Here is a 23,727-nt window from a genome sequence, read left to right on the forward strand (position 1 = left end):
CGTTCGTTCCGTCTCAGGAAGCCGCCGCGGCCGCCCGCTGCCTGCGCGGCGGCGGCGTCCAGCGATAGGCGGCGCCAAACCGGTTCCAGACATTGATCGAAGCGATGGCCGAGGTCAGGTAGGTCAGCTCCTTTTCGGAGAATTCAGCGGTGATCGCGGCATAGATTTCGTCGCTGACGCCGTTCGGCATGGTCGTCAGCGCCTCGGTCCAGGCCAGCGCCGCGCGCTCGCGGGCCGAGAACTGCGGCACCTCGCGCCACACCACGACGAGGTTCAGCTTGTCTGTGGGCACGCCGAGGCTCTCGCCCTGCAGGATGTGATACTGCACGCAGAAGGCGCAGCCATTGATCTGCGAGGCGCGCAGCTTGACCAGTTCGAGCAGCTGCTTGTCGAGACCGGCCTTCGCCGCGAACTGGCCGAGGTCACGCACGACGGCGAAGACATCGGGGGCGAGCTTCTCGAAGTCGGTGTATTCCTTGCGGGCATGTGACATCGGCTTGGCCTCATGTTATCAGTGTACTGACATCTTATCAGGGCTCTGATATTGAGCAAGACGCAGACATTCGCGAAGGCAACATGGCGGGAATGCAGAAACGAGGGAAATCCGGCGCAGCCGGGCAGCGCCCGGCGGGGAAAGCGGCGGCGGGCAAGGCAGCGATCGGGGCAGGATCGGCCGCAGACGCCCTGCCCGCCTCTGCCGTCCCGCCGCCCGGCGAAGGCAAGCGCGGCGAACAGGGCTACCTCGCCTACCTGCTGCGCCAGGCGAATGCGGCCTCGCGGCTGTCGATGGAGCGCGAGCTGGCTGGCCTCGGCGTCACCTCTCCCCAATTCGTCGTGCTGACGATGCTGAAAGCCTATCCGGGCCTCTCGGGCGCCGATCTGGCCCGGGTGGCATTCCTGACGCCGCAGACCGTCAGCGTGATCATCCGCAACCTCGAGCGCGACGGCGCGATCCGCAAGACGCCGCACCCGGTCCACGGCCGGGTGCTGCAGTGGACGCTGACCAGCCATGGAACCGCGCTGCTGGAGAAATGCCGCCACATCGCCCAGGCCCAGGAGCGCCGGCTCGCCGCCAGCCTCGACGCCAGATCGGAGCAGATTGTCCGGCAATGGCTGTCAAAAATCGCCACAGATTTGCAGGATAGCTAGAGCACGCCCCGGAAAAGTGGGAACCGGTTTTCCGACAAGGGCATGCTCAAATCATGATCCTGCGGCGGCGTGGCTTTTGGCTCACCCGATCGGCGCCGCTACAGTGGCCTGATGAAACAGCCTGATTCTTTGAAATCACCTGCCCGCCGCGCCGTCCTGAAGGCGGCGCTCGCGGCAGGCGTAACACTCGGCACTCCGCTCGGCGCACTGGCGGCGTCCCCTCCGGGCTTCGACCAATGGCGCGACAATTTTCGCGCCCGCGCGCTGGCAAAAGGCATTTCGGAGGCGACCTGGAATCGCTGCATGGGACGTGTCGAGCCCGACATGAGCGTGTTCAAGCAGATGCGCAACCAGCCCGAATTCCACGAGCAGATCTGGCAGTACATCAACCGCCGCGTCTCGGACTGGCGCGTCATCCACGGCCGCGAGGCGCTGAAGAAGAACGAGGCGCTGTTCGCCCGGATCGAGCGCGACTTCGGCGTCGAGCGCGGTACGCTGCTCGCGCTGTGGGGCGTCGAATCCGCCTATGGCGATCCGCTGGTGCAGCAGAACCATATGACGCCGGTGTTTCCCTCGCTTGCGGCGCTCGCCTGGAACGAGCCGCGCCGGAAGGCCTATTGGGAGACCGAGCTGATCAACGCGATGAAGATCGTACAGCGCGGCTGGAGCACGCCCGAGGAGATGAACGGCTCCTGGGCCGGCGCGATGGGCCATTCGCAGTGGATGCCGGAAGTCTGGCTCAATGTCGGCTTCGACTATGACGGCGACGGCAAGGTGTCGCCGTTCGGCCGCCCCGACGACGCGCTCGGCTCGACCGCGAAATATCTCGTCAATCGCGGCAAGTGGCACCGCGGCGAGCACTGGGGCTACGAGGTTCGCGCACCCGGCGGCGGCGCCGGCGGCAGCCGCACCTACGCAGCCTGGGCCAGCGCCGGCGTCGTCAGAGCCGACGGCCAGCCGTTTCCGCAGCCGAGCGCGTCAGCGCAGCTCTGGATCCCGGTCGCCGGCGGCCCGGCCTTCCTGCTCGGCCCCAACTTCAATTCGGTGAAGAGCTACAATCCGTCGATGAACTACGCGCTGGCGATCTGCCATCTCGGCGATCGCTGTCTCGGCGGACCGCCGTTCATTCAGCCCTTCCCCGGCTCCGAGCGGGCGCTAACGCTCGCCGAGGTGCAGGAGATGCAGACGCGGCTGACCAAGGCCGGCTTCGACACCGGCGGCACCGACGGCCGCGTCGGCAACGACACCATGAAGGCGATCAAGGATTACCAGATCAAGATGGGCCTGCTGCCCGCCGATGGCTATGGCGGGCTCAAGGTGCTGGCGCGGCTACGGCAAGGCGGCTAGGCCGTCTACCCATGAACGCGGCAGCATGACGTGCCGGAGTTGACGTCCGCTTCACTCCTGGAGCGATATGGTTGCTGCGCGCGACCGAAATGACGCGATCGGCCACAAGCGGGCAACATGGCTGTTCGGATGATCCAACAGCCGAGGCCTATCGGCGCAGTACCTGCCATCGTTGTCGAAACCCAGTTGTGATATTATTCAGATCGCCAGATGCAAGGCCTTGCGGTGGCGCCAAACGGGAGGCCGTCGATGGAGGTCAGACGAAGGACTCCGCATCCCGGGCTTCGTGGCATCGTTCGCTCGTTCGAGGAACGCCGCGGAACATTGGGCCCCAAAGGCCTGATGTGGCCGCTGACGGCGCGGCCCCACCAGATCATCGATATTTATCTGGGCGATCCATTCCGTCTTCGGCTCGATGCAGGTCCCCTGCAGACGGCCCCCGAAACGGTCGTGGTCGGCCCGCAAGGGTCGCGCCGAATCCAGCTCTACATGTCAGGCGAAGTCCACGTCTTCAACATTCTGCTGCAGCCGGCTGCGCTCAATCGCCTCGTCGGCATCGATATGACGTCCCTCGTCAATGAAGGCATCCGGGCCTGCGACGTTCTTGGCAAGCGCGCGGTGCTGCTGAGCGACGCCGTACGTTCGGCTGCGGACTTTGCCTCGCGCGTATCCGCGGCAGAACGCTGGCTCGGGATGATGCAGGATGACAGTTCAGCTCAGGATGGGGTCGACTATACGTCCCGTCTGCTGCTGGCATCGCGGGGTTGCGTCGGTATCGACCACCTTGTGAAGCAATCGGGCCTGAGCGCGCGTCATTTTCAACGCCGCTTTTCGTCACAAGTTGGCCTTTCTCCCAAACTTTATGCGCGTACGATCAGGTTCGATGCAGCCTTGACGGCTCATCGTAACGAACCGACCAAGTCGTGGACCCGAATTGCCCACGAAGCCGGCTATTTTGATCAGGCGCATTTCATCCGTGAATGCCACGCACTGGTCGGCGCTGGACCAAGTCAGTTTATTGGCGATTGGGACAACATTCTTTCCCCGGATGGCTGAAATATACAAGCGTACCACCCTGCGGCGGCTATCTTGTTGTTGGGGAAACGAGACGGCTGGTGCAGGCCGCGCATTTGAATTCAATCATTGCGACCGCGAGCAAGGAGTCGGCGTATGGCGATAATGGCGCGGCGCATTTTAGCGGTTATCGCTGCAACTTTGGTGTTGACCTATTCGATCCATGGCAGCGCGACGGCTGAGGAAAAGCCTGCCGCCTCCAACGAGATTGTCGTGACGCTGCTCGGTACGGGTGGCCCCGAACCAACTGCCGCGCGTTTCGGACCGGCGACGCTCGTTCAAGCCGGCGGACTGAATCTACTATTCGACGCGGGTCGAGGAGTGACAGTGCGCCTCTATCAGTTGGGCATATCATCCGGCAAAGGCATCGATGCGGTTTTTCTGACCCATTATCATTCGGACCATGTTGCGGGCCTGCCTGACCTGTGGATGACGGGGTACATGTTCGGGCCATTTGGATCCCGCGTCAAACCCATGAGACTGTGGGGTCCATCGGACGGAACAACCGTGCCGAGCGGTGTGGCGAAGATTGCCAAAGGCCTTGCGGAGGCATTTTCTGATGACGTCAGCATCCGTCATGCGGACGAACACATCCCGCCCGCCGCCATGCAGATTGAGGTCCACGACTTCCAAGCAGATCGCGTCGTGTTCGACGAGGCCGGTGTCAAGGTCACCGCATTTGCGGTCAATCACGGCGACCTGGTCAAGCCGTCGGTGGGTTATCGGATCGACTACGACGCGCGGTCTGTAACGATTTCAGGAGACACGAAGTTTGACGAAAATCTCATCAAGCATGCGACGGGAAGCGATCTGTTGATTCATGAAGTCTTTGCGATGTCGGCACAACTGGCAAAACTGCCGCAACTAAAGCCCGTCGCGGATCACCATACGTCGCCTGAGGAAGCTGGCATGGTCTTTTCGCGCGCAAAGCCCAAACTCGCGGCCTATTCACACGTCATACTTCTCGAAACGAAGGTGTCCGAACTCGTGGCGCGGACACAGAGCACCTACGAGGGCCCGTTGGAGGTCGGAGAAGACCTTTTGCGCTTTACGATTGGTGACCGTGTGGTCGCAAAGAAATGGAATCCGGAGCTGCGAAAGTATCCGGATTAGACTAGCTCGGGTCGACTAAGGGTCATTTTGCGACCAAGCCAGCTTATCTCGATGACGATCAAGCGAGACGCAAACCTCGAACGATTCACATCGCGAGAATGCGGACTGTCATTCACGCCGCTGTTTGAAATGTGATTCGAGACTGACCGCCCGTCATTGCGAGGAGCGAGAGCGACGAAGCAACCCATGCATCCACACACGTGGAATCATCGATTGCTTCGCTCTGGTCGCCATGACGTAAAGGCGGCCTGCCCGACCCGTAGGTCCGCAATGACGATCGTGGCTATTGCTGCCGCACCACGCCGCCGGCGTTCATGCCGCCGTCGATCACGAGTTCGCTGCCGGTCACGTAGCGCGACGCATCGGAGGCGAGATAGAGCACGCCTTGCGCGATCTCGATCGCCTGGCCGGCGCGGCCGAGCGGCGTGGCGAACCGTGCGCGCTCCTCCGGATCGATCGGCGCGTTCTGGCCCGCGCCCGTCGCGCCGGTCGGAATCTTGCCCCAGATCGGCGTGTCGATGATGCCGGGATGCACGGAGTTGACGCGGATGCCGTCGTTCACCTGCGCGCATTCCATCGCGATCGACTTGGCGAACAGCCGCACCGCGCCCTTGGTCGCGCTGTAGCCGGAAAGCGTCCCCGCACCGCGCAGGCCGGCCAGCGATGACATCATGATGATCGAGCCGCCGCCATGCTTGCGCATCAGCGGCAGCGAATGCTTCACCGACAGGAACACGCCATCGAGATTGATGGCGGTCTGCCGGCGCCAGTCCGCGAGCGACATCTCGACAATCGAAGGCGCGCCGATGCCGATGCCGGCGTTGGAGACCATGATATCGAGGCGGCCATAGCGCTTGCCGATATCGGCGACGACCTCGATCCAGCGCTCCTCGCTGGTGACATCCTGCGGCAGGAAGATCACCTTGCGTCCGGCCTTGGTGAGCCGCGCGGCGAGCTCGGGTCCCCTCAACTCGTCGATGTCGGTCGCAACAACCGTCGCGCCTTCCTGCGCGAACAATTCGACGATCGCCTCGCCGATGCCCGACGCGCCGCCGGTCACCAGCGCGACCTTGCCTTCAACCTGTCCTGCCATGTCCACTCCCAACGTTTCTTATTTGATCACCGCCGGGCCCTGATCCGGTACCGCGACGTCGAGCACACGGAATTGCACACGTTCGGTGCCTTGCCAACGGTCGACTGCAAGAGAGCCCGCCACGTGCATTTGCTGGCCGCGATTTTGCGTCAAGGCGCTGCCGAGCTTCTGTCCGACCGAGCGGAATGCGATACCATTGACGATGGAACCGTCGCCGGACTTGAAGCGCAGCCGCAAATGCGCCTGCCCGACCTCGTCGGCATAGACCAGCTGATGCGACGGCAGCGCGATCACCGGCTCGGGATTGGCACTGCCGAACGGACCTGCGCGATTGAGCGTCGCGGCGAATTCCGGCGTCACAGCGCGCCCGGTCACGGCGCCATCGATGAACAGCTCGTTCTCGTGACGCGAGTTGGCGACGTCGGCCGCCAGCGCACTCTCCATGTAGGCGCGGAATTCGGCGAGCTTCTCCTTGCGCAGCGTGACGCCGGCCGCCATCGCGTGCCCGCCGCCTTTCATCAACAGGCCGTCATGCACCGCCTGCCGCACCGCCTTGCCGATATCCACGCCGCCGATCGAGCGACCCGATCCGGTGCCGATGCCGCCCGGCTCGAGCGCGATCGCAAAGGCCGGCCGCGCAAACTTCTCCTTCAGACGCGCTGCGACCAGCCCGACCACGCCAGGATGCCAGCCTTCCGCCGCGGTGACGATCACCGCGCCCTTGTCCTCGAGCCCGAGCGAGGCCAGCGCTTCGGCTTCGGCCTGCGCCTCTGCCGCCTGCTCGATCACCCGCCGTTCGGCATTGAGGCGATCGAGCTCGGCCGCGATCCGCGCGGCCTCCGAGACATCGCCTTCGAGCAGCAGCCGCACGCCGAGATCGGCGCGCCCGATGCGGCCGCCGGCATTGATGCGCGGGCCCAGCATGAAGCCGAGATGCCAGGCCTCCGGCGGGCCATTGAGCCGCGCCACATCCATCAGCGCGGTGTGGCCGACATGGTCGCGGCGGCGCATCGCGATCAGGCCCTTGGCGACAAAGGCCCGGTTCAGCCCGATCAGCGGCGCGACGTCGGCAACGGTGCCGAGCGCGACATGATGCAGCACGCCGAGCAGGTCGGGCTCCGGCATCTCGCGGGTCCAGAAGCCGCGCTGGCGCAGCTCGCGGTTCACGGCGACCAATGTGACGAACACCAGGCCGACGGCCGCGAGGTGGCCGAGGCCCGAGAGATCGTCGGGCCGGTTCGGATTCACCAGCGCGTCGACCTCGGGCAACTCGTCGCCGGTCTGGTGATGATCGATCACCACGACCGACATGCCGAGCTTCCTGGCTTCCGCCAGCGGCTCGATGCTGGTGGTGCCGCAATCGACCGTGACGAGCAGCGTCGCGCCCTTGGCCGCCAGGGCGCGGACGGCGTCGACGTTCGGACCGTAACCTTCGAAGATGCGGTCGGGAATGTGGATCAGCGGATCCAGCCCGCAATGGCGCAGATGCCAGGTCAGCAGCGCCGCCGAGGTCGCGCCGTCGACGTCGTAATCGCCGAAGATCGCGACCTTCTCGCCGCGATCAGCGGCATCCGCGATCCGCTTGGCCGCATGCTCCATCTCGGTGACGGTGTGCGGGTCCGGCATCAGCTTGCGGATGGTCGGGTCGAGGAAGTCGGCAACCTCGTCGATCGCGACGCCGCGGCCGGCCAGCACACGCGCCAGCATTTCCGGCAGATTGTGCCGCTGCACGATCGCGAGCGCCCGCGCCGCCCCGCGCGCGTCCAGCCGGTCGTGCCAGAGTTTTCCGGTCAGCGACCGCGCCACGCCGAGGAACGCCTGTGGCGCCTCGACGGGCAGTGCGGATGCGTGCAGCGTCATGATCCCTTCTGGAGCCAGAGCGTTTTCGAGCGAAGTGGGCAGCGGTTCGCGTGACGGCAACACGTCAAAACAAATCTCGGGCGTCGGCTCTCATCCAATCAGAACCGACGCTTCGGGCAGGAATCGTAGCGCTTCAATGAATAGCAGACCAGTTCTAGCAGCCCATCCGGGTGGCGATTTCCCCGAAATCCTTGGCCACGATGTCCCACGCGCCGGTGGCCTCGAAATCGACTTTCTGCAGGGGACCGTATTCGGTCGGCCGCGCGACGAACGCCGTCTTCAGGCCGTGCTTTTGCGCATGCTTGAGATCGTAATTGTGGGCTGCGACCATCATCACCTGCTCCGGCGGCAGGCAGAGCAGCTTTGCCGCGCCGAGATAGGTTTCCGGATCGGGCTTGTAGTGCTCGAACAGCTCGGCCGACATCACGAGGTCCCAGGGCAAGCCTGCGAACTTCGCCATGTTGGTCAGCAGCGCGACGTTGCCGTTCGACAGCGGCGAGATGATGTATTTGGTCTTCAGCCGGGTCAGGCCGGCGACGCTGTCGGGCCACCCGTGCAGGCGATGCCAGCCCAGCGTCAGGTGGTGCAGGTCGGCCTCGGTGAGGCCCTTGATGTCGAACTGTGCGACCAGCTTCTCCAGCGAGCGGCGGTGCAGCACATCGAGGATGACGTAGCCGTTCTGCGGGTTCTTGCGCACCTCGTCCATCGAGGCCGCATAGACCGCGCGCCAGCCGTCAACCAGCGCCGTCCAGTCAGCCTTGATGCCGCGCGCCTCGCCCCATTTGGTGAAGTCGTTGATCAGGCTGCTGCGCCAGTCGACCACGGTTCCGAACACGTCGAACACCAGTGCCTTGACGCCGGACAGATCGGACATGCTCGTCTCCCCTTGTTGTTCTTGTTGCGTCATTCCGGGGGCGCGTGTGAGCGCGAACCCGGAATCTCGAGCTTCCCCGACGCGCAACTGCGCATCTGTGGTTCGATGCTGCGCATCGCCCCGGAACGACAGCAGTCATCAATCCAGGTGGAACTTCTCCAGCTGCCGGTGCTCGGCCTTGATGTAGCGCACGGTGCCGGTGACCGAGCGCATCACCACCGTCTCGGTCTCGATCACGTCCTTCTTGAACTTCACGCCTGAGAGCAGCGAGCCGGTGGTGACGCCGGTGGCGGCGAACAGGCAGTCGCCCCTCGCCAGATCCTCGATGCCGTAGATCATCTTCGGATCGGTGACGCCCATCTTGTGCGCGCGCGCGCGCTTCTCCTCGGTGTCGAGGATCAGGCGGCACTGCATCTGGCCGCCGATGCAGCGCAGCGCGACCGCTGCCAGCACGCCCTCGGGCGCGCCGCCGGTGCCGATATACATGTCGACGCCGGTCTCATCGGGCTTGGCGCAGTGGATGACGCCGGCGACGTCACCATCGGTGATCAGCTGCACGGCAGCGCCGGTCGAGCGCACGCCGTTGATGATGTCGGCATGGCGCGGACGGTCGAGCACCAGCACGTTGATCGCGCTGGGGTCGACGCCCTTGGCCTTGGCGAGCCGGCGGACGTTGTCGGCGGGCGGTGCGTCGAGCTCGATCACGTTCTTGGCGTAGCCCGGGCCGATCGCGATCTTCTGCATGTAGACGTCGGGTGCGTGCAGCAGCGTGCCGCCGTCGGCCATCGCCATGGTGGCGATCGAGCCCGGCATGTTCTTGGCGCACAGCGTGGTGCCTTCGAGCGGGTCGACGGCGATATCGACTTTCGGGCCGGCGTTGAGCCCGACCTTCTCGCCGATGAACAGCATCGGCGCCTCGTCGCGCTCGCCCTCGCCGATCACGATGGTGCCCTCTATCGGCAGCTTGTTGAGCTCGCGCCGCATCGCGTCGACCGCGGCCTTGTCGGCGGCCTTCTCCTGGCCGTGGCCGCGCAGCCGCGCGGCCGACACCGCCGCGCGCTCCGTCACGCGCACGATTTCGAGCGTCAGGATGCGCTCGAGCAGCATCTGCGGCGGAACGGAAATATGGGTCGACATCGGCGTACTCCTTAAAGCCTCGGGGACAGGCCAGCCTGCCCGCATCAATCGTCTCACGCCCGACCCGTTCAGGCCATGCGCTAGTTTTTCTCGATCCGGATCACCTGCGGCCGGCCGCTGATGACCTTATCGCGCTGCACTGCGGCGAGCGCACGATGCACCGCATCCTCGCTGGTCGCGTAGGTAATCAGAATGACCGGGACCGGTGAAGGTTTTTTGGCCGCACCGTTCACATCGACGCCATCCGGATGCCGTTGCACGATGGACTCCAGAGATATCTTCTGTTCCGCGAGCCGGGTGGCGATTGTTGCGGCAGTGCCTGCAAGATCGCGCGCCATCAGGCGGATATAGTAGCCACCCTCGTGACGTTCCATCGGCGCCTTGGTGGTGTCGCGCAACCGCTCCACCGGACGCCCGAACGGCTTGGCACGAATGCCGCGGGCGACGTCGGCGATGTCGGCGACCACGGCCGAGGCGGTCGCGCCGCCGCCGGCGCCGGGCCCGACCAGCGTGATCGGCGGAATCCCCTCGCCGTCGATTGCGACAGCATTGGTGACGCCCATCACCTGCGCGATCGAGGATGATTTCGGCACCATGGTCGGATGCACGCGCTGCTCAATGCCCTTTGCCGTGCGCACGGCAACGCCGAGCAGCTTGACGCGGTAGCCGAGTTCCGCGGCGGCCTTGAGGTCTTCCGGCGTGATCGAGGAGATGCCTTCGACATAGACCGCGCTTTCCGCGACCTTGGTTCCGAAGGCGAGGCTGGCCAGGATCGCAAGCTTCTGCGCGGTGTCGTGACCATCGACGTCGAATGACGGGTTGGCTTCGGCATAGCCGAGACGCTGGGCGTCCTTCAGGCATTCCTCGAACGATAGGCCCTCCTGCTCCATCCGGGTCAGGATGTAGTTGCAGGTGCCGTTGAGGATGCCGTAGACGCGGTTGACGCTGGTGCCGGCGAGGCCCTCGCGCAGCGTCTTGATGACCGGGATCGCCGCGCCGACCGCGGCCTCGAAATTCAGCGCACCGCCGTGCTTTTCGGCGGCGGCGGCAAGCCGCAACCCGTGCTTGGCGATCAGCGCCTTGTTGGCGGTCACGACCGACTTGCCGGCCTTCAGCGCGGTCTCGATCGCGGAGAGCGCGGGATCGCCGGCGCCGCCCATCAACTCGACGAAGCAGTCGATATTGGGATCCTCGGCCAGCGCCTGCGGGCTCTTCGCCCAGGCGATGCCGCGCAGGTCGAGGCCCCGCTTCTTGGCTTTCGAGCGCGCGGTGACGGCGACGACGCGGATGCCGCGGCCGCTGCGCTCGGCCAGCGCCCGTCCTTGCGTTTCGATGAGGCGGACGACATCGGCACCGACGGTGCCGAGCCCCGCTATGCCCACGTTCAGGGGTGCGACCATGGATTTAAGGGACCTGGAGATTAAGCAACCTGGAAGGATTAGCGCCGGTTGGCGAGAGGAACGACGTTGTGCAACGTTTCGATGCCGCTTTCAAGGAAGCGGCGTACGCCGCGCGCGGCCTGCCGGATGCGCTGCTCGTTCTCCACCATCGCGATGCGGACATAGCCTTCGCCATGCTCGCCGAACGCAACGCCGGGCGACACCACGACGCCGGATTTCTCCACCATCAGGGTCGCGAACTGCATGCTGCCGACCGCCTCGAACGCCTTGGGCAGCGGCGCCCAGGCGAACATCGAGGCCTGCGGCGGCGGAATGTCCCAGCCGGCGCGGCCAAACGACTCAACCAGCGCGTCGCGGCGCTTGCGGTAAGTGTCGCGCATCTCGCGGATGCAGTCGTCGGGACCGTTCAGCGCGGCGGTCGCCGCCACCTGGACCGGCGTGAAGGCGCCATAATCGAGATAGGATTTGACCCGCGCCAGTGCCGCGATGATGCGCTCATTGCCGACCGCAAAGCCCATGCGCCAGCCGGCCATCGAGAACGTCTTCGACATCGAGGTGAATTCGACGGTGACGTCGAGCGCACCGGGCACCTGCAGCACCGACGGCGGCGGCTTGTTCTCGTCGAAATAGACTTCGGCATAGGCCAGATCGGACAGGATGAAGATGTCGTGCTTCTTCGCGAACGCGACCAGATCCTTGTAGAAGTCGAGGTCCGCGACATAGGCGGTCGGGTTCGACGGATAACAGACGATCAGCGCGATCGGCTTCGGAATCGAATGCTGGATCGCCCGCTCGACCGCCTCGAAGAACTGCGGCGTCGGCTCCGACGGCACCGAACGGATCACGCCGCCCGCCATCAGGAAGCCGAACGCATGGATCGGGTAGCTCGGATTCGGGCACAGCACGACATCGCCGGGCGCGGTGATCGCCTGCGCAACGTTGGCAAACCCCTCCTTCGAGCCGAGCGTCGCGACCACCTGGGTATCGGGGTTCAGCTTGACGCCGAAGCGGCGCCCATAATAGGCGGCCTGGGCCTTGCGCAGGCCGTTGATGCCACGGGAGGCCGAGTAGCGGTCGGTCCGCGGCTTGCCCAGCGTCTCCTTGAGCTTCTCGATGACGTGGGGCGGGGTCGGCAGATCCGGGTTCCCCATGCCCATGTCGATGATGTCGGCCCCGGCATTGCGCGCGGCCGCCTTGGCCTGGTTGACCTTTTCAAAGACGTAAGGCGGCAGACGGCGAATGCGGTAAAAATCTTCCATGGGCCTCTTGCTCCGACAACCGCAATGCCAGAATCGTCCCCCTTGGTTGACTTGCGGAAGCCGGCTCGGCCTCTTACAGAAATCGCACTGAATCAATGATTTAGAGCGAATTCAGGCGCACGGTCTGGGGACAGCGGCCGGATCTGCGGTTGAATTGGGTTTCTTTTAGCACGGCCGCCGGACGGCGCCAGCGCTGATCGGCCAATCTCGCGCGCTCACTTTCCGCTTTGGGCTGCCGTCGCGGCCTGAGCCTGGGCCTGGCGATCACGCGCGGCAACCAGCTCCTGCTCGATCTTGGCCTGATCCGCCGGCTTGATCGTCGGATCGGCGCGGTCGGGCGGAATGTCGTGCACCGGGAGGTAGCCGTTGGCATCCTTTTGCCGCGCCGGCGCATCGGCCGGCATGGCCATATCGGCGATCGTGCTCGAGCAACCGCTCAGCGCCAGCATCGACGCGAGCAGCGCTGCGGCCGCGAGCCCCCTGTTCATTCGATCGATCGGCATGCGCCGAATTGTCCCCAACAAGCTAGCGCGCACGTCGCACATTGCCGACACGGGTCGCACTGGTACGAGCCTTGCAGCGTCCCTGCTGCATTAATCCTGGCTTTAGCCGTTTCAAACCATTGTCGCCCGAAACGCTTAAAGCGTGAACACCAAATGCGACCCCTGAGGCTTCAATATGACGGAACAAAGATTTTTTTATCGCACCGCAACAGAGCGAAACATCGGCTTTTGACTGATTTTCCTTGCCGCACCGCGCGATGACGCCCTCCAAACGAAGCGATATTGTCCCTCAGATGAGCAACGTCAGTACCGACACCCAAGCCGCCCCGAAATTCAACGCCGAAGCCTTCGCCATGAACATCGCGCGGGCGATGGAGAGCAGCGGCCAGGCGCTGGCCGCCTATCTCAAGCCGCGCCAGACCGGGGAAGTCCGCGACAAGCCGCCGAACGAGCTCGGTGAGGTCATCAAGACCTTCAGCGTGATCGCCGAATACTGGCTGGCCGACAAGGAACGCGCCTCGTCGCTGCAGATGCAGCTCGGCAAGGATTACCTCGATCTCTGGGGATCGGCCGTGCGCCGCATGGCCGGCGAAGCCGATGCCAAGCCGGCGATCGCGCCGGCCCCGCGCGACAAGCGCTTCCAGGACCCGGAGTGGAAATCGAATCAGTTCTTCGACTTCATCCTCCAGCTTTATCTGCTGACCGCGAAATGGGCGCAGCAGCTGGTCCACGACGCCGACGGAATCGATCCGCATACCCGCAAGAAGGCCGAATTCTACGTCCAGCAGATCACCAACGCGCTGGCGCCGTCGAATTTCGTGCTGACCAATCCGGAAGTGCTGCGCGCCACCGTCGAGACCAATGGCGACAATCTGGTCCGCGGCATGAAGATGCTGGCCGAGGATATCGAGGCCGGCCACGGCACGCTGCGGATCCGCCAGTCCGATTCGAGCAACCTCGAGGTCGGCGTCAACATGGCGACGACGCCGGGCAAGGTGATCTATCAGAACGAGCTGATGCAGCTGATCCAGTATTCGCCGGCGACGGAGAACGTGCTGCGCACGCCGCTCCTGATCGTGCCGCCATGGATCAACAAGTTCTACATCCTCGATCTGCGCCCCGAGAAATCCTACGTCAAATGGTGCGTCGACCAGGGCATCACGGTGTTCGTGATCTCCTGGGTCAATCCGGACAAGGAGCTCGGCAAGAAGACCTGGGCCGACTACATGACCGAGGGCCCGCTCGCGGCGATGGACGTGATCGAGAAGGTCACCGGCGAGATGAAGGTGCACGCCGCCGGCTATTGCGTCGGCGGCACCATGCTCGCCTCGACGCTCGCCTATCTCGCCGAGAAGCGCCGCCAGCGCGTGACGTCGGCGACGTTCTTTGCCGCGCAGGTCGACTTCACCCACGCCGGCGACCTTCTGGTATTCGTCGACGAGGACCAGATCTCGGCGCTGGAACGCGACATGCAGGAATCCGGCGTGCTCGAGGGCAGCAAGATGGCGATGGCCTTCAACATGCTGCGCTCGAACGACCTGATCTGGTCGTATGTCGTGAACAATTATCTGAAGGGCCAGCCGCCCTCCTCGTTCGACCTGCTGCACTGGAATTCGGACGCGACGCGGATGCCCTCGTCGAACCACTCCTACTATCTGCGCAACTGCTATCTGGAGAACCGGCTGTCGACCGGCACGATGGTACTCGACAACACGCTGCTCGATCTGTCGAAGGTGAAGGTGCCGGTCTACAACCTCGCGGCACGCGAGGATCACATCGCGCCGGCGGAATCGGTGCTCTACGGTTCGCAGTTCTTCGGCGGCCCGGTGAGATATGTGCTGGCCGGCTCCGGCCATATCGCCGGCGTGGTCAATCCGCCCGCCTCGAAGAAGTACCAGTACTGGACCAACGACAACATCAGGGACATGAAGCTCGCCGACTGGCTGAAAGGCGCCGAGGAGCACAAGGGATCGTGGTGGCCCGACTGGCGCGGCTGGCTGGAAAGCCATGATCCGGAGACGGTGCCGGCGCGCATTGTGGGCTCGAACGGGGTGCCCGTGCTCGAGGACGCTCCGGGCAGCTATGTCCGCGTCCGCGCGTAGCGCCAAGTCTTCGCGTAGCGCCAAGTCTTCGCGTAGCGCAAAGTCTTCGCGTGGCGCCAAGTCTTCCGCTCAGCTATAAACAGATGGTCCCGACGGTCGGGAATCGAATTCACGTGAGGGGGAGACGATGACGCGCGAACTGTTCTGGCTGTCGCTGACGGTGATCCTGACCGGGCTGCTGTGGATTCCCTACATCATCAACCGCTGCCAGGTGCGCGGCCTCTCCGGCGCCATGGGCAATCCCTCGCGCAACGACAAGCCACACGCGGAATGGGCCAACCGGCTGATGTTCGCCCATGACAACGCGGTCGAAAATCTCGTGATTTTCGCGCCGTTGGTCTTGATCCTCAACGCGGCCGACTATTCCACCAAATGGACCGTGCTGGCCTGCGCCGTGTATTTCTGGGCCCGCGTCGCGCATCTGATCGTCTACACGCTTGGGCTGCCGGTGTTCCGCACCGTGGCCTTCACGGTGGGCTTCCTCGCCCAGGCGGTGCTGGCGCTCGCGATCTTCAAGATCGTCTGAGCAACACATTCTCGCGCCGGCCGCGGTGACGACTGCGCCGGCGCTATTCCTCGCCCTTGCGCACGACGACGTGCAGCATCGTCGCAGGCGCCTCGTCGAAACTCTTGATCTCGCTGGTGTCGGACGAGACCTGGACCCACGCCCCTGACGCGACGTAGGTCGCCGCCAGCCAGTCGGCCGCGGGATAATTGTAGTAGCGGCCGATGCTGTCGCGGCCATCGCCATGGCCGATCTTGTAGCTCGCGTAGAAGATGCCGCCGGGTTTCAGCGCCCGATGGACGCGACTGAGAATGCCGGCCAATTCGTCGCGCGGCACATGCAGCAGGCAGGCGCTGGCCCAGACGCCGTCATAGGCCTCCAGGTCCTCGAGTTCATCGAACAGCATCGCCTCGACGGGATGGTTGATGCGCCGCGCCGCGACGTCAGCCATCTCGGGGGACCCGTCGGTCGCGCGCAGCACGAAGCCCTCGGCAAGCATGACCGCGGCATGATTGCCGGCGCCGCAGCCGAGTTCGAGGATCGCGCCGCCCGGCGGCAGCAGCTCGAGAAAGCCGATCAGCCGGGTGGACGGTGCTTTCGCCCACCCGGCATAGGCTTCGGCATTGCGCCGGTAGAATTGCAGCGTGGCGTCATCCACGACGCGCACCTCGCCGTCAGGTGTCGGCCAGTCCGAGCATCAGCCGCATGTTCTGCACCGCGGCACCCGAGGCGCCCTTGCCCAGATTGTCGAGCCGGGCGACCAGCACGGCCTGGCGATGCTTGTCGCTGGCGAACACGTAAAGCTCGAGCTGGTTGGTCTCGTTGAGTGCCTCCGGCTCGATCCGCCCGCCCTTGGCCGCTTCGTTTTGCAGCGGCATCGCCGAAACGTGTTTGCTGCCGGCATACCACGTCGCCAGAACAGCCTGCAGGTCTGCGCCGGTCGGCTTGCCCGGCAACGTGTCGAGCTGCAGCGGCACCGAGACCAGCATGCCTTGCCGGTAGTTGCCGACCGACGGGATGAAGATCGGCCGCCGCGTCAGATGCGAGTAAAGCTGCATCTCCGGCACGTGCTTGTGCTCGAAGCCGAGGCCATAGAGCTCGAAGGAGGGCGCCGAGCCGTCCTCGAAGCTTGCGATCATCGACTTGCCGCCGCCCGAATAGCCGCTCACCGCATTCACCGTGACGGGATAATCCGCGGGCAGCAGGCCGGCATCCACGATCGGCCGCAGCAGCGCGATCGCGCCGGTCGGATAGCAGCCCGGATTGGAGACCTTCTGCGCGGTGCGAATCTTGTCGGCCTGGTCGGGCGCGAGCTCGGCGAAACCGTAGGCCCAGTCGGGCGCGACGCGATAGGCGGTCGACGCGTCGAGCACCTTCGGCGCCGAATTGCCCATCGTGTCGATCAGCGCGACCGTCTCCTTGGCGGCCTCGTCAGGCAGGCAGAGGATCACGAGATCCACCTCCTCCATCAGCGCCCGCTTGGCGCCTGCATCCTTCCGCTTGTCGTCGGCGATGTGCTTCACCGCGACGTCGCCGATCGCGTGCAGCCGCTCCTGGATACCGAGGCCGGTGGTGCCGGACGCCCCGTCGACGAACACGGTTGCCTTGGTCGCACCGCTCTTGGTTTTCGGCTGGTTGGTATCGGTGACGGTCATGACATGCTCCTTTCGAGCCCGTTCGTTTCGTTTGCTAACACGTCTGGCCGCACCTGCGCTGCCAGTCCGGAGCTGTTATCCCTGGATTGAGCGCATCCTCGTCCACGACAACAACCCCCGCTCACGGAAACAGCGCGATCTGCTCCAGCCCGGTGGTTTCGGGCAAGCCGAACATCAGGTTCATATTCTGGATCGCCTGTCCGGCCGACCCCTTCACAAGATTATCGAGCGTCGAGAGCACGATGGCGCGGTTCTTGATCCGGTCGGCGACCACGCCGATCTGAACGTAATTCGAACCGCGCACGTTCTGCGTCTGTGGTAGCACGCCCTTCTTCGTCACATATACGAACGGCTCGTTGGCGTAGGCCTTTTCCAGCTCGGCGCGCAAATCGTCGGGCCTAGCCCCGTTGAGCTTGACATAAGATGTGCAGAACTCACCCCGCGCCATCGGAATGAGATGCGGGGTGAAGTTCACTGTCACAGCCGAGCCAGCGGCTGCGCCGATCTCCTGCTCGATCTCCGCCGAGTGTCGATGGCTTCCGATCGAATAGGGCGACAAGCCTTCGCCGGCCTCGCTGAACAGCGTGTTCTGCTTCAGTCCGCGTCCGGCGCCGGTGACGCCCGACTTTGCGTCGATGATGATCTCGTCGACGTCAATCAGCTTTGCCTTCGCCAGCGGAACAAGCGCCAGCAGCACCGCCGTCGGATAGCAGCCGGGACAGGCCACCAGCCGCGCGGCCGTGACTTTCTCCCGGTAGAGTTCGGTCAGCCCATAGACGGCCTCGTCCTGCAATTCGAGCGCCCGGTGCTCATGGCCGTACCATTGCGCGTAGCTGTCTTTGTTGCGCAGCCGGAAATCCGCGGACATATCGAGGATCTTGATTCTGGGATTGGCTTTCAGCACCGCGGCGATGATCTCTTGCGTCGTCCCATGCGGCAGTCCGCAGAACGCGGCATCGAGCGACGTCCAGTCGACTTTTTCCCATTCCACGAGTTTTGGCAGGTCGAGCATGAAGAAGTGAGGGAACACCTCGCTCATCGCCTTGCCGGCATGGGTGTTGGCGGTAAGCGCGGTGATTTCGGCATTCGGGTGCCGCGCCAACAGGCGCACCGCGTCGGCGCCGGTGTAGCCGGACGCGCCCAAAATTCCGATTTTCTTCTTCGTCATTGCTCGCTCCTCGGAAGCGTCGTCATCTCGGCCTGTATCATCGCGAAAGCCTGCGGGCGCACCTCGCGCATCAAAGCCGCGATGTCCCGGGCACCGGCTTCGGCCTGTAATGCGAGCGTGTTGCCGACCGCCGCGAAATCGGTTTCAGACTTGTGCTGGTTCAGCTTGAAACTGCCCTCCACCTCTTCCACCATCATCTCGAGGCCCACGATGGCCTTCTTCATTGCTTCCAGCCGCGCGGCGGTCATCTTGCCCGACACCCACGGCTTTTTCGGCAGCAGCCGGTCCTCGAACTTGGCGCTCAGCGCGTCGATCTGAGCCGCAAGTTCCTCATCCGACAGGATCCGCACCGGCCCCGTCAGATGAACGGCCTGATAGAGCCAGGTCGGCACCTGATCGGGCGACACATACCAGTCCGGCGACACATAGGCATCCGCGCCGGTGACGGCCAGCAGCCAAGGGCCCCCGTGCGCCAGCTTTACCAGTGGATTGTGACGGGCAACATGAAACAGCGCCCGCGGCGTGCCGTCGGCGGCGTAGCTCAAATAGAACGGCAGCGCGGAGGCGATCGGCTTGCCGCCGTCCCACGCGCAGGCGATACCGAAACCGCGCGCTTCCGCAAAGCCGAGGCTCGCGGCGCGGTCAGGCTTGAAGGGCGGTGGCGTATACATGGTCGAAACTCCTGCGTGACGAAGGAGCCGCCAGATCGAACCGCGTGTCTTTTTTCAGGAGAGCGCCGCGGGAGAAGATCCGGCGGCAGAGGCGATGGTCTTAAACGCGAGCGACCGCCCATACCGCGAGAATGCGGCGGCGGCGGGCGATGATGATGGTCGCGGCGTTGATCATGGGCGCGGCTATAAGGCCGCGCCCATTTTGCGTCAAGGAAAACCGTTCAGATCGCCGGATTCCACGGCGCCGGCACGACGCGGTAGCCGTTGCCGTCCTTGACCACATTGCCGAGGCCCGGGAACGGATAGTGATAACCCTGCACCTGAAGCCGCTCCGCAACCACCATGTCGTAGATGCGGCGGCGGGTCTTCTCCGCCACGTCGCCGTCCTGGTCGAAGAACGCATGCCAACCGGGGTTGGCCGCGAACAGGTTGGGATTGTTGGTGACGTCGGACTGGATGAAGACCTTGTCCGGGCCCGAAGCCAGCACGTAGGAGGTGTGGCCCGGCGTGTGGCCGACGGTCTCGACCGAGGTCAGCCCCGGCGCGATCTCCTTGCCCCACTCATAGGGCGTGACCTCCTTCTTCAGGCCGGCCTCGAAGATATTCCGATTGTTCTTGAACAGGCCCTGCATGCGGCCGGCCGGCGCCCGGCTCATCTCGCCGTCGTCCATCCAGAACTTCCATTCGGTCGCCGGCACCAGCACTTCGGCATTCGGGAACGCCGGCGTGCCCTCGGCTGTCAGCAGCCCGTTTACATGGTCGGTATGGAAGTGCGAGATCACGACCATGTCGACGTTCTTCGGATCAAAGCCGGCCGCGGCGAAATTGTCGGCGAACAGGCCGTTGGCACCCTTGCTGTTGACCCTTGCCAGCGCACCGTTGCCGGTATCGATCACGACCAGCTTGCCGCCGGTGTTGAGCACCAGCGGCGCGAACCAGATCGACACCATGTCCCGCGGCATGAACGCCTTCTCCAGCGCCGCGTTGACATCGTCCCGCTTCGCATTCGGGATGAAGGAATCTTCCAGCTTGAAGACATTTTTTCCGTCGGACACCGCGGTGACGAGGATGTCGCCGACCTTGTAGCGATAGAAGCTCGGCGCCTGCTTGTCGGCGGCAGGCGCAGCGGCGCTGGCGGAAACAACCGGCAACAATGGCGCGGCTGCGAGGCCGGCGGCACCGGCGAGAGCGTGACGTCGTGTCAATTCCATGTGTTGTCCTCCCGGTGAGACGGTGACGGCGCCCGATGAATTCGCGCTTTGTGGGGCGAGGTCTTATCAACGTTTCGATGCCCATGCGATGACAACGGCGCGAGCAGTTGTCCTGCCGCCTAACCCCTGCCCGACGGCCTTATTCCGGCGCTTGCTACACTACCCGCCATACCCACTCAATGGCATGGGCAATGACGTCGCCGAACAACAGCAGCGCCGCCGACCAGACCAGCGCGGAGACGAAATTGGCGATCTGGAATTGCCAGTACGACATCTCGAAAATGCCGGCCGCAAGCGGCACCGAGGCGCGCAGCGGGCCGAAGAAGCGGCCGATGAAGATGCTGGGCACGCCCCAGGATTTCACGAAGGCCTCGCCGCGCGGCAGGATCTCCGGATAGCGCGACAGCGGCCACATCTGGGCGACGTGCTCCTTGTAGCGATAGCCGAACCAGTAGGAGACCCAGTCGCCGAGTGCGGCGCCGATGCCGCCCGCGATCCAGATCGGCCAGAAACTGATCCCGCTGACGCCGATCAGGGCGCCGATCGCAACCAGCGCACCCCAGGCGGGCACCAGCAACGAGATGAAGGCGAGCGATTCAGCGAACGCCAGCAGCATGACGATCGGAGCGGCCCAGGCCTGGTGATGGCGGACGAATTCGGCCAGGGCCCGCGCAAGGTCTTCCATCTCGTCGAGTGCCCTCCGCGGCGTTGAAAACTGAATGAACCTTTGTAGCGGCACACAGCCTAAGAACAGGTAAGCCAGCCCATTGCGTGACATCAAGTCACAAAGGCGGGGATCAAACGTGATTTCCGGTAAGGCCCCTGCGGTCCGGGCTGGCTGGCACCTCCCTCATAAGAAAAAGGAATCACTGGATGATCGGGTCACTGATGATGTGCGTCGGCGTTCTCGTCTTGTTGTTCGGAATGCTCGCGGGCATCGCCATGGGTATCCAGCACGACTTCACGTTGGGGCCGGCGCATGCCCATCTCAATCTCGTCGGCGGCGTGCTGCTGTTCCTGTTCGGCCTGTACTACCGGCTGGTGCCGGCGGCAGGAACCATGTTGCTCGCCAGGATCCAGGGCTGGCTGCATATCGCCGGCGGCATCCTGTTTCCGGCCGGTGTGGCCGCGGTGTTGCTGAAGGGTCCCGCGTTCGAGGCGGCGCCGATCGTGGGATCGCTGATGGTGGTTGCCGCCATGGCCCTGTTCACGGTCGTTGTATTCCGCACCTCGCGGGCGTAATCGCAGGCTCCTATCTACACAGGCGGCCGGGCCTTCACGGCGCGGCCGCCCCCATTTGGCAGCCCATCCGTGGCATAGTCAGAGCAACCGATTCGCTGCGCCCAGACCGGCGCACCACTTGAAGAACCATGTCCAAACCACTGAAATCAAACGCCAAAAGTAAATCTGCCGACGATTTGTTCGGAGCCCCGGAGCCGAAGGGACGCGCCCCGGCGAAGGCTGCTTCCCGGCCCGCGGGAAGCGCCGAAGCCGGCTACACGGCGGCTGATATCGAGGTGCTGGAAGGGCTGGAACCGGTCCGCCGGCGGCCCGGCATGTATATCGGCGGCACCGACGAAAAGGCGCTGCACCATCTGTTCGCCGAGGTGATCGACAACTGCATGGACGAGGCCCTCGCCGGTCACGCCACCTTCATCGACGTGGAGTTGACCACCGACGGCTTCCTGACCGTGACCGACAATGGCCGCGGCATTCCGGTCGATCCGCATCCGAAATTCCCGAAGAAGTCGGCTCTCGAAGTCATCATGTGCACGCTGCATTCGGGCGGCAAGTTCGACTCCAAGGTCTACGAGACCTCGGGCGGTCTGCACGGTGTCGGCGTCTCCGTGGTCAACGCCCTCTCCTCACGGCTCGAGGTCGAGGTCGCGCGCAGCGGGCAGCTGCACCGCATGACCTTCGAGCGCGGCCATCCCAAGGGCAAGCTCGAAGACCTCGGCAAGATCAACAACCGCCGTGGCACGCGCATCCGCTTCAAACCGGACACGGATATTTTCGGCGCCAAGGCGGCCTTCAAGCCGCAGCGTCTGTTCAAGATGACGCGCTCGAAGGCGTATCTGTTCGGCGGCGTCGAAATCCGCTGGCGCTGCGATCAGGAGCTGTTGAAGGGTGTCGAAGACGTCCCGGCGGAAGCCAAGTTTCACTTCCCTGGCGGCCTGAAGGACTATTTGGCCGCGGCGATCCATGCCGACACGCTGGTGCATCAGGATATCTTCTCCGGCAAGTCCGGCCGCAGCGGCGCGCATGGCGCGTGCGAATGGGCGGTGGCCTGGACTGCCGACGCCGATGGCTTCCTGTCGTCCTACACCAACACGGTGCCGACACCCGATGGCGGCACGCATGAATCGGGCCTGCGCAGCGCATTGCTGCGCGGCTTGAAGGACCACGCCGAGCGTGCCGGCCAGGGCAAGCGCGCGGCCTCGATCACCTCGGAAGACGTAATGGTGGGCGCGGCCGTGATGCTCTCGGTGTTCGTGCGCGAGCCTGAATTCCAGGGCCAAACCAAGGATCGCCTCGCCACCGCCGAAGCGCAGCGCATCGTCGAACAGGCGATGAAGGATCCGTTCGACCACTGGCTGTCAGGCAATCCGAACCAGGCCAACCGGCTGCTCGACTTCGTGATCGATCGCGCCGAGGAGCGGCTGCGCCGCCGCCAGGAAAAGGAAACCGCGCGCAAGACCGCCGGCAAGAAGCTGCGCCTTCCCGGCAAGCTCGCGGATTGCTCCGATGCCGGCACCGAAGGCTCTGAACTCTTCATCGTCGAAGGCGACTCGGCCGGCGGCAGCGCCAAGCAGGCACGCGATCGCAAGACGCAGGCCGTGCTGCCGCTGCGCGGCAAGATCCTCAACGTCGCCTCTGCCGGCAAGGACAAGCTGACCGCCAACGCGCAGCTCTCCGATCTCGTGCAGGCGATCGGCAGCGGCACGCTCGCGCACTACCGCGAAGAGGATCTGCGCTATCAGCGCATCATCATCATGACCGATGCCGACGTCGACGGCGCGCACATCGCATCGCTCCTGATCACCTTCTTCTACCGGCAGATGCCGCGGCTGATCGACGAGGGACATCTCTATCTGGCGGTGCCGCCGCTCTACAAATTGAAGCACGGCACCAAGTCGGTCTACGCCCGCGACGACGCCCACAAGGAAGAGTTGCTCAAGAGCGAATTCAATGCCAACGCCAAGGTCGAGGTGAATCGCTTCAAAGGCCTCGGCGAGATGATGCCGGCGCAGCTGAAGGAAACCACGATGGATCCGGCCAAGCGCACGCTGCTGCGCGTGGTGCTGCTTGCCGACGATCGTGAGGGCACCGCCGACTCGGTCGAGCGGCTGATGGGCAGCAAGGCGGAAGCCCGCTTTGCCTTCATCTCCGATAAGGCCGAATTCGCGAGCGACGATCTGCTCGACGTTTAGGCCCCAACCAGCTGATTTGAAATGATTTTCCGGCCGCCCCTCGATCGGGGCGGCCGTTTTCATTCGCGTTTTCGGAGAGTGCCCGCGGTTTCGTTTTCGGGCGGTTGTGTCTCACCCGCAACAGCATTTCCGGCGGAACCACGTATAGTCCTGACATGAGTTTCGGGAATCGGTG

22 protein-coding genes are annotated in these 23,727 nt (G+C 64.3%); 8 read left to right on the forward strand and 14 right to left on the reverse strand.

Annotation, left to right across the window (positions count from 1 at the left end):
- Positions 1–13: 13 nt before the first annotated feature.
- A complete protein-coding gene (locus AC066Y_RS16070) occupies positions 14–493 on the reverse strand; it encodes a carboxymuconolactone decarboxylase family protein (protein WP_478274730.1) in 480 nt (159 codons plus the stop codon).
- A gap of 83 nt (positions 494–576) precedes the next feature.
- On the opposite strand from AC066Y_RS16070, the gene AC066Y_RS16075 reads away from it, so the two are divergent.
- The 4 genes from AC066Y_RS16075 (at position 577) to AC066Y_RS16090 (ending at position 4,683) form a co-directional block, all read left to right on the forward strand.
- Positions 577–1,149, forward strand: a complete 573-nt coding sequence (locus AC066Y_RS16075) for a MarR family winged helix-turn-helix transcriptional regulator (RefSeq protein ID WP_478274731.1) — start codon at positions 577–579, stop codon at positions 1,147–1,149.
- A 111-nt stretch (positions 1,150–1,260) separates the two neighbouring features.
- Positions 1,261–2,496, forward strand: coding sequence for a lytic murein transglycosylase (locus tag AC066Y_RS16080; protein ID WP_478274732.1), 1,236 nt, complete (start codon positions 1,261–1,263; stop codon positions 2,494–2,496).
- Positions 2,497–2,745: 249 nt separating this feature from the next.
- A complete protein-coding gene (locus tag AC066Y_RS16085) occupies positions 2,746–3,552 on the forward strand; it encodes an AraC family transcriptional regulator (protein ID WP_478274733.1) in 807 nt (268 codons plus the stop codon).
- 114 nt (positions 3,553–3,666) lie between these two features.
- Positions 3,667–4,683, forward strand: coding sequence for an MBL fold metallo-hydrolase (locus tag AC066Y_RS16090; protein ID WP_478274734.1), 1,017 nt, complete (start codon positions 3,667–3,669; stop codon positions 4,681–4,683).
- 283 nt (positions 4,684–4,966) lie between these two features.
- On the opposite strand, the gene AC066Y_RS16095 is transcribed toward AC066Y_RS16090, so the two are convergent.
- The 7 genes from AC066Y_RS16095 to AC066Y_RS16125 form a co-directional block, all read right to left on the reverse strand.
- The gene (locus AC066Y_RS16095) at positions 4,967–5,776 is read right to left on the reverse strand and encodes an SDR family NAD(P)-dependent oxidoreductase (RefSeq protein WP_478274735.1); all 810 of its coding nucleotides are present in this window, start codon (positions 5,774–5,776) and stop codon (positions 4,967–4,969) included.
- An 18-nt stretch (positions 5,777–5,794) separates the two neighbouring features.
- Positions 5,795–7,636: a single-stranded-DNA-specific exonuclease RecJ gene (recJ, locus tag AC066Y_RS16100; RefSeq protein WP_478274736.1), complete on the reverse strand. Its 1,842-nt coding sequence runs from the start codon at positions 7,634–7,636 to the stop codon at positions 5,795–5,797.
- Positions 7,637–7,790: 154 nt separating this feature from the next.
- On the reverse strand, positions 7,791–8,510 hold the full coding sequence (locus tag AC066Y_RS16105; protein ID WP_478274737.1) for a haloacid dehalogenase type II: 720 nt from the start codon (positions 8,508–8,510) through the stop codon (positions 7,791–7,793).
- A gap of 138 nt (positions 8,511–8,648) precedes the next feature.
- Positions 8,649–9,647 carry a class II fructose-bisphosphatase gene (gene glpX / locus AC066Y_RS16110; RefSeq protein ID WP_173643387.1) on the reverse strand — a complete coding sequence of 333 codons (999 nt, stop codon included), beginning with the start codon at positions 9,645–9,647 and terminating at the stop codon, positions 8,649–8,651.
- A gap of 80 nt (positions 9,648–9,727) precedes the next feature.
- On the reverse strand, positions 9,728–11,047 hold the full coding sequence (locus AC066Y_RS16115; protein ID WP_173643386.1) for a homoserine dehydrogenase: 1,320 nt from the start codon (positions 11,045–11,047) through the stop codon (positions 9,728–9,730).
- A 38-nt stretch (positions 11,048–11,085) separates the two neighbouring features.
- Positions 11,086–12,306, reverse strand: coding sequence for an LL-diaminopimelate aminotransferase (locus AC066Y_RS16120; RefSeq protein WP_478274738.1), 1,221 nt, complete (start codon positions 12,304–12,306; stop codon positions 11,086–11,088).
- A 215-nt stretch (positions 12,307–12,521) separates the two neighbouring features.
- A complete protein-coding gene (locus tag AC066Y_RS16125; protein WP_176535054.1) occupies positions 12,522–12,809 on the reverse strand; it encodes a hypothetical protein in 288 nt (95 codons plus the stop codon).
- Positions 12,810–13,102: 293 nt separating this feature from the next.
- Between AC066Y_RS16125 and AC066Y_RS16130 the strand changes: the two genes are divergently transcribed.
- Both AC066Y_RS16130 and AC066Y_RS16135 read left to right on the forward strand, forming a co-directional pair.
- Positions 13,103–14,911 carry a PHA/PHB synthase family protein gene (locus tag AC066Y_RS16130; RefSeq protein WP_478274739.1) on the forward strand — a complete coding sequence of 603 codons (1,809 nt, stop codon included), beginning with the start codon at positions 13,103–13,105 and terminating at the stop codon, positions 14,909–14,911.
- Between the two features lie 127 nt (positions 14,912–15,038).
- Complete coding sequence (locus tag AC066Y_RS16135; protein WP_478274740.1) at positions 15,039–15,437, forward strand: MAPEG family protein; 399 nt, start codon at positions 15,039–15,041, stop codon at positions 15,435–15,437.
- Positions 15,438–15,480: 43 nt separating this feature from the next.
- Here the strand turns inward: AC066Y_RS16135 and AC066Y_RS16140 are convergent, their stop codons facing one another.
- The 6 genes from AC066Y_RS16140 to AC066Y_RS16165 form a co-directional block, all read right to left on the reverse strand.
- Positions 15,481–16,074, reverse strand: coding sequence for a class I SAM-dependent methyltransferase (locus AC066Y_RS16140; RefSeq protein WP_478274741.1), 594 nt, complete (start codon positions 16,072–16,074; stop codon positions 15,481–15,483).
- A 16-nt stretch (positions 16,075–16,090) separates the two neighbouring features.
- Positions 16,091–17,071 carry an N-acetyl-gamma-glutamyl-phosphate reductase gene (gene argC, locus AC066Y_RS16145; protein ID WP_478274742.1) on the reverse strand — a complete coding sequence of 327 codons (981 nt, stop codon included), beginning with the start codon at positions 17,069–17,071 and terminating at the stop codon, positions 16,091–16,093.
- A gap of 121 nt (positions 17,072–17,192) precedes the next feature.
- A complete protein-coding gene (gene argC / locus AC066Y_RS16150; RefSeq protein WP_478274743.1) occupies positions 17,193–18,239 on the reverse strand; it encodes an N-acetyl-gamma-glutamyl-phosphate reductase in 1,047 nt (348 codons plus the stop codon).
- Positions 18,236–18,910 (reverse strand): FMN-binding negative transcriptional regulator, encoded by a 675-nt coding sequence (locus AC066Y_RS16155; RefSeq protein WP_478274744.1) that lies wholly within the window; start codon positions 18,908–18,910, stop codon positions 18,236–18,238. The genes argC (AC066Y_RS16150) and AC066Y_RS16155 overlap by 4 nt, the downstream gene beginning before the upstream one ends.
- A 221-nt stretch (positions 18,911–19,131) precedes the next feature.
- Positions 19,132–20,121: an MBL fold metallo-hydrolase gene (locus tag AC066Y_RS16160; protein WP_478274745.1), complete on the reverse strand. Its 990-nt coding sequence runs from the start codon at positions 20,119–20,121 to the stop codon at positions 19,132–19,134.
- Between the two features lie 154 nt (positions 20,122–20,275).
- A complete protein-coding gene (locus AC066Y_RS16165) occupies positions 20,276–20,806 on the reverse strand; it encodes a DedA family protein (protein ID WP_478274746.1) in 531 nt (176 codons plus the stop codon).
- A gap of 188 nt (positions 20,807–20,994) precedes the next feature.
- On the opposite strand from AC066Y_RS16165, the gene AC066Y_RS16170 reads away from it, so the two are divergent.
- Both AC066Y_RS16170 and parE read left to right on the forward strand, forming a co-directional pair.
- The gene (locus AC066Y_RS16170) at positions 20,995–21,363 is read left to right on the forward strand and encodes a hypothetical protein (protein WP_478274747.1); all 369 of its coding nucleotides are present in this window, start codon (positions 20,995–20,997) and stop codon (positions 21,361–21,363) included.
- 128 nt (positions 21,364–21,491) lie between these two features.
- Positions 21,492–23,552, forward strand: coding sequence for a DNA topoisomerase IV subunit B (gene parE, locus AC066Y_RS16175; RefSeq protein WP_478274748.1), 2,061 nt, complete (start codon positions 21,492–21,494; stop codon positions 23,550–23,552).
- The last annotated feature ends 175 nt before the right edge of the window (positions 23,553–23,727 follow it).

The sequence above is a fragment of the Bradyrhizobium sp. USDA3010 genome (assembly GCF_056429065.1).

What these genes read in the sequence shown, in the direction of transcription:
- AC066Y_RS16095 (WP_478274735.1), bottom strand. Translation starts at nt 5,776, where the DNA reads ATGGCAGGACAGGTTGAAGGCAAGGTCGCGCTGGTGACCGGCGGCGCG.
- glpX (WP_173643387.1), bottom strand. Translation starts at nt 9,647, where the DNA reads ATGTCGACCCATATTTCCGTTCCGCCGCAGATGCTGCTCGAGCGCATC.
- AC066Y_RS16135 (WP_478274740.1), top strand. Translation starts at nt 15,039, where the DNA reads ATGACGCGCGAACTGTTCTGGCTGTCGCTGACGGTGATCCTGACCGGG.
- AC066Y_RS16115 (WP_173643386.1), bottom strand. Translation starts at nt 11,047, where the DNA reads ATGGTCGCACCCCTGAACGTGGGCATAGCGGGGCTCGGCACCGTCGGT.
- AC066Y_RS16120 (WP_478274738.1), bottom strand. Translation starts at nt 12,306, where the DNA reads ATGGAAGATTTTTACCGCATTCGCCGTCTGCCGCCTTACGTCTTTGAA.
- AC066Y_RS16130 (WP_478274739.1), top strand. Translation starts at nt 13,103, where the DNA reads ATGAGCAACGTCAGTACCGACACCCAAGCCGCCCCGAAATTCAACGCC.
- AC066Y_RS16080 (WP_478274732.1), top strand. Translation starts at nt 1,261, where the DNA reads ATGAAACAGCCTGATTCTTTGAAATCACCTGCCCGCCGCGCCGTCCTG.
- AC066Y_RS16070 (WP_478274730.1), bottom strand. Translation starts at nt 493, where the DNA reads ATGTCACATGCCCGCAAGGAATACACCGACTTCGAGAAGCTCGCCCCC.
- argC (WP_478274743.1), bottom strand. Translation starts at nt 18,239, where the DNA reads ATGACGAAGAAGAAAATCGGAATTTTGGGCGCGTCCGGCTACACCGGC.
- AC066Y_RS16160 (WP_478274745.1), bottom strand. Translation starts at nt 20,121, where the DNA reads ATGGAATTGACACGACGTCACGCTCTCGCCGGTGCCGCCGGCCTCGCA.
- AC066Y_RS16170 (WP_478274747.1), top strand. Translation starts at nt 20,995, where the DNA reads ATGATCGGGTCACTGATGATGTGCGTCGGCGTTCTCGTCTTGTTGTTC.
- AC066Y_RS16090 (WP_478274734.1), top strand. Translation starts at nt 3,667, where the DNA reads ATGGCGATAATGGCGCGGCGCATTTTAGCGGTTATCGCTGCAACTTTG.
- AC066Y_RS16105 (WP_478274737.1), bottom strand. Translation starts at nt 8,510, where the DNA reads ATGTCCGATCTGTCCGGCGTCAAGGCACTGGTGTTCGACGTGTTCGGA.
- AC066Y_RS16075 (WP_478274731.1), top strand. Translation starts at nt 577, where the DNA reads ATGGCGGGAATGCAGAAACGAGGGAAATCCGGCGCAGCCGGGCAGCGC.
- parE (WP_478274748.1), top strand. Translation starts at nt 21,492, where the DNA reads ATGTCCAAACCACTGAAATCAAACGCCAAAAGTAAATCTGCCGACGAT.
- AC066Y_RS16085 (WP_478274733.1), top strand. Translation starts at nt 2,746, where the DNA reads ATGGAGGTCAGACGAAGGACTCCGCATCCCGGGCTTCGTGGCATCGTT.
- AC066Y_RS16165 (WP_478274746.1), bottom strand. Translation starts at nt 20,806, where the DNA reads ATGGAAGACCTTGCGCGGGCCCTGGCCGAATTCGTCCGCCATCACCAG.
- recJ (WP_478274736.1), bottom strand. Translation starts at nt 7,636, where the DNA reads ATGACGCTGCACGCATCCGCACTGCCCGTCGAGGCGCCACAGGCGTTC.
- AC066Y_RS16125 (WP_176535054.1), bottom strand. Translation starts at nt 12,809, where the DNA reads ATGCCGATCGATCGAATGAACAGGGGGCTCGCGGCCGCAGCGCTGCTC.
- AC066Y_RS16155 (WP_478274744.1), bottom strand. Translation starts at nt 18,910, where the DNA reads ATGTATACGCCACCGCCCTTCAAGCCTGACCGCGCCGCGAGCCTCGGC.
- argC (WP_478274742.1), bottom strand. Translation starts at nt 17,071, where the DNA reads ATGACCGTCACCGATACCAACCAGCCGAAAACCAAGAGCGGTGCGACC.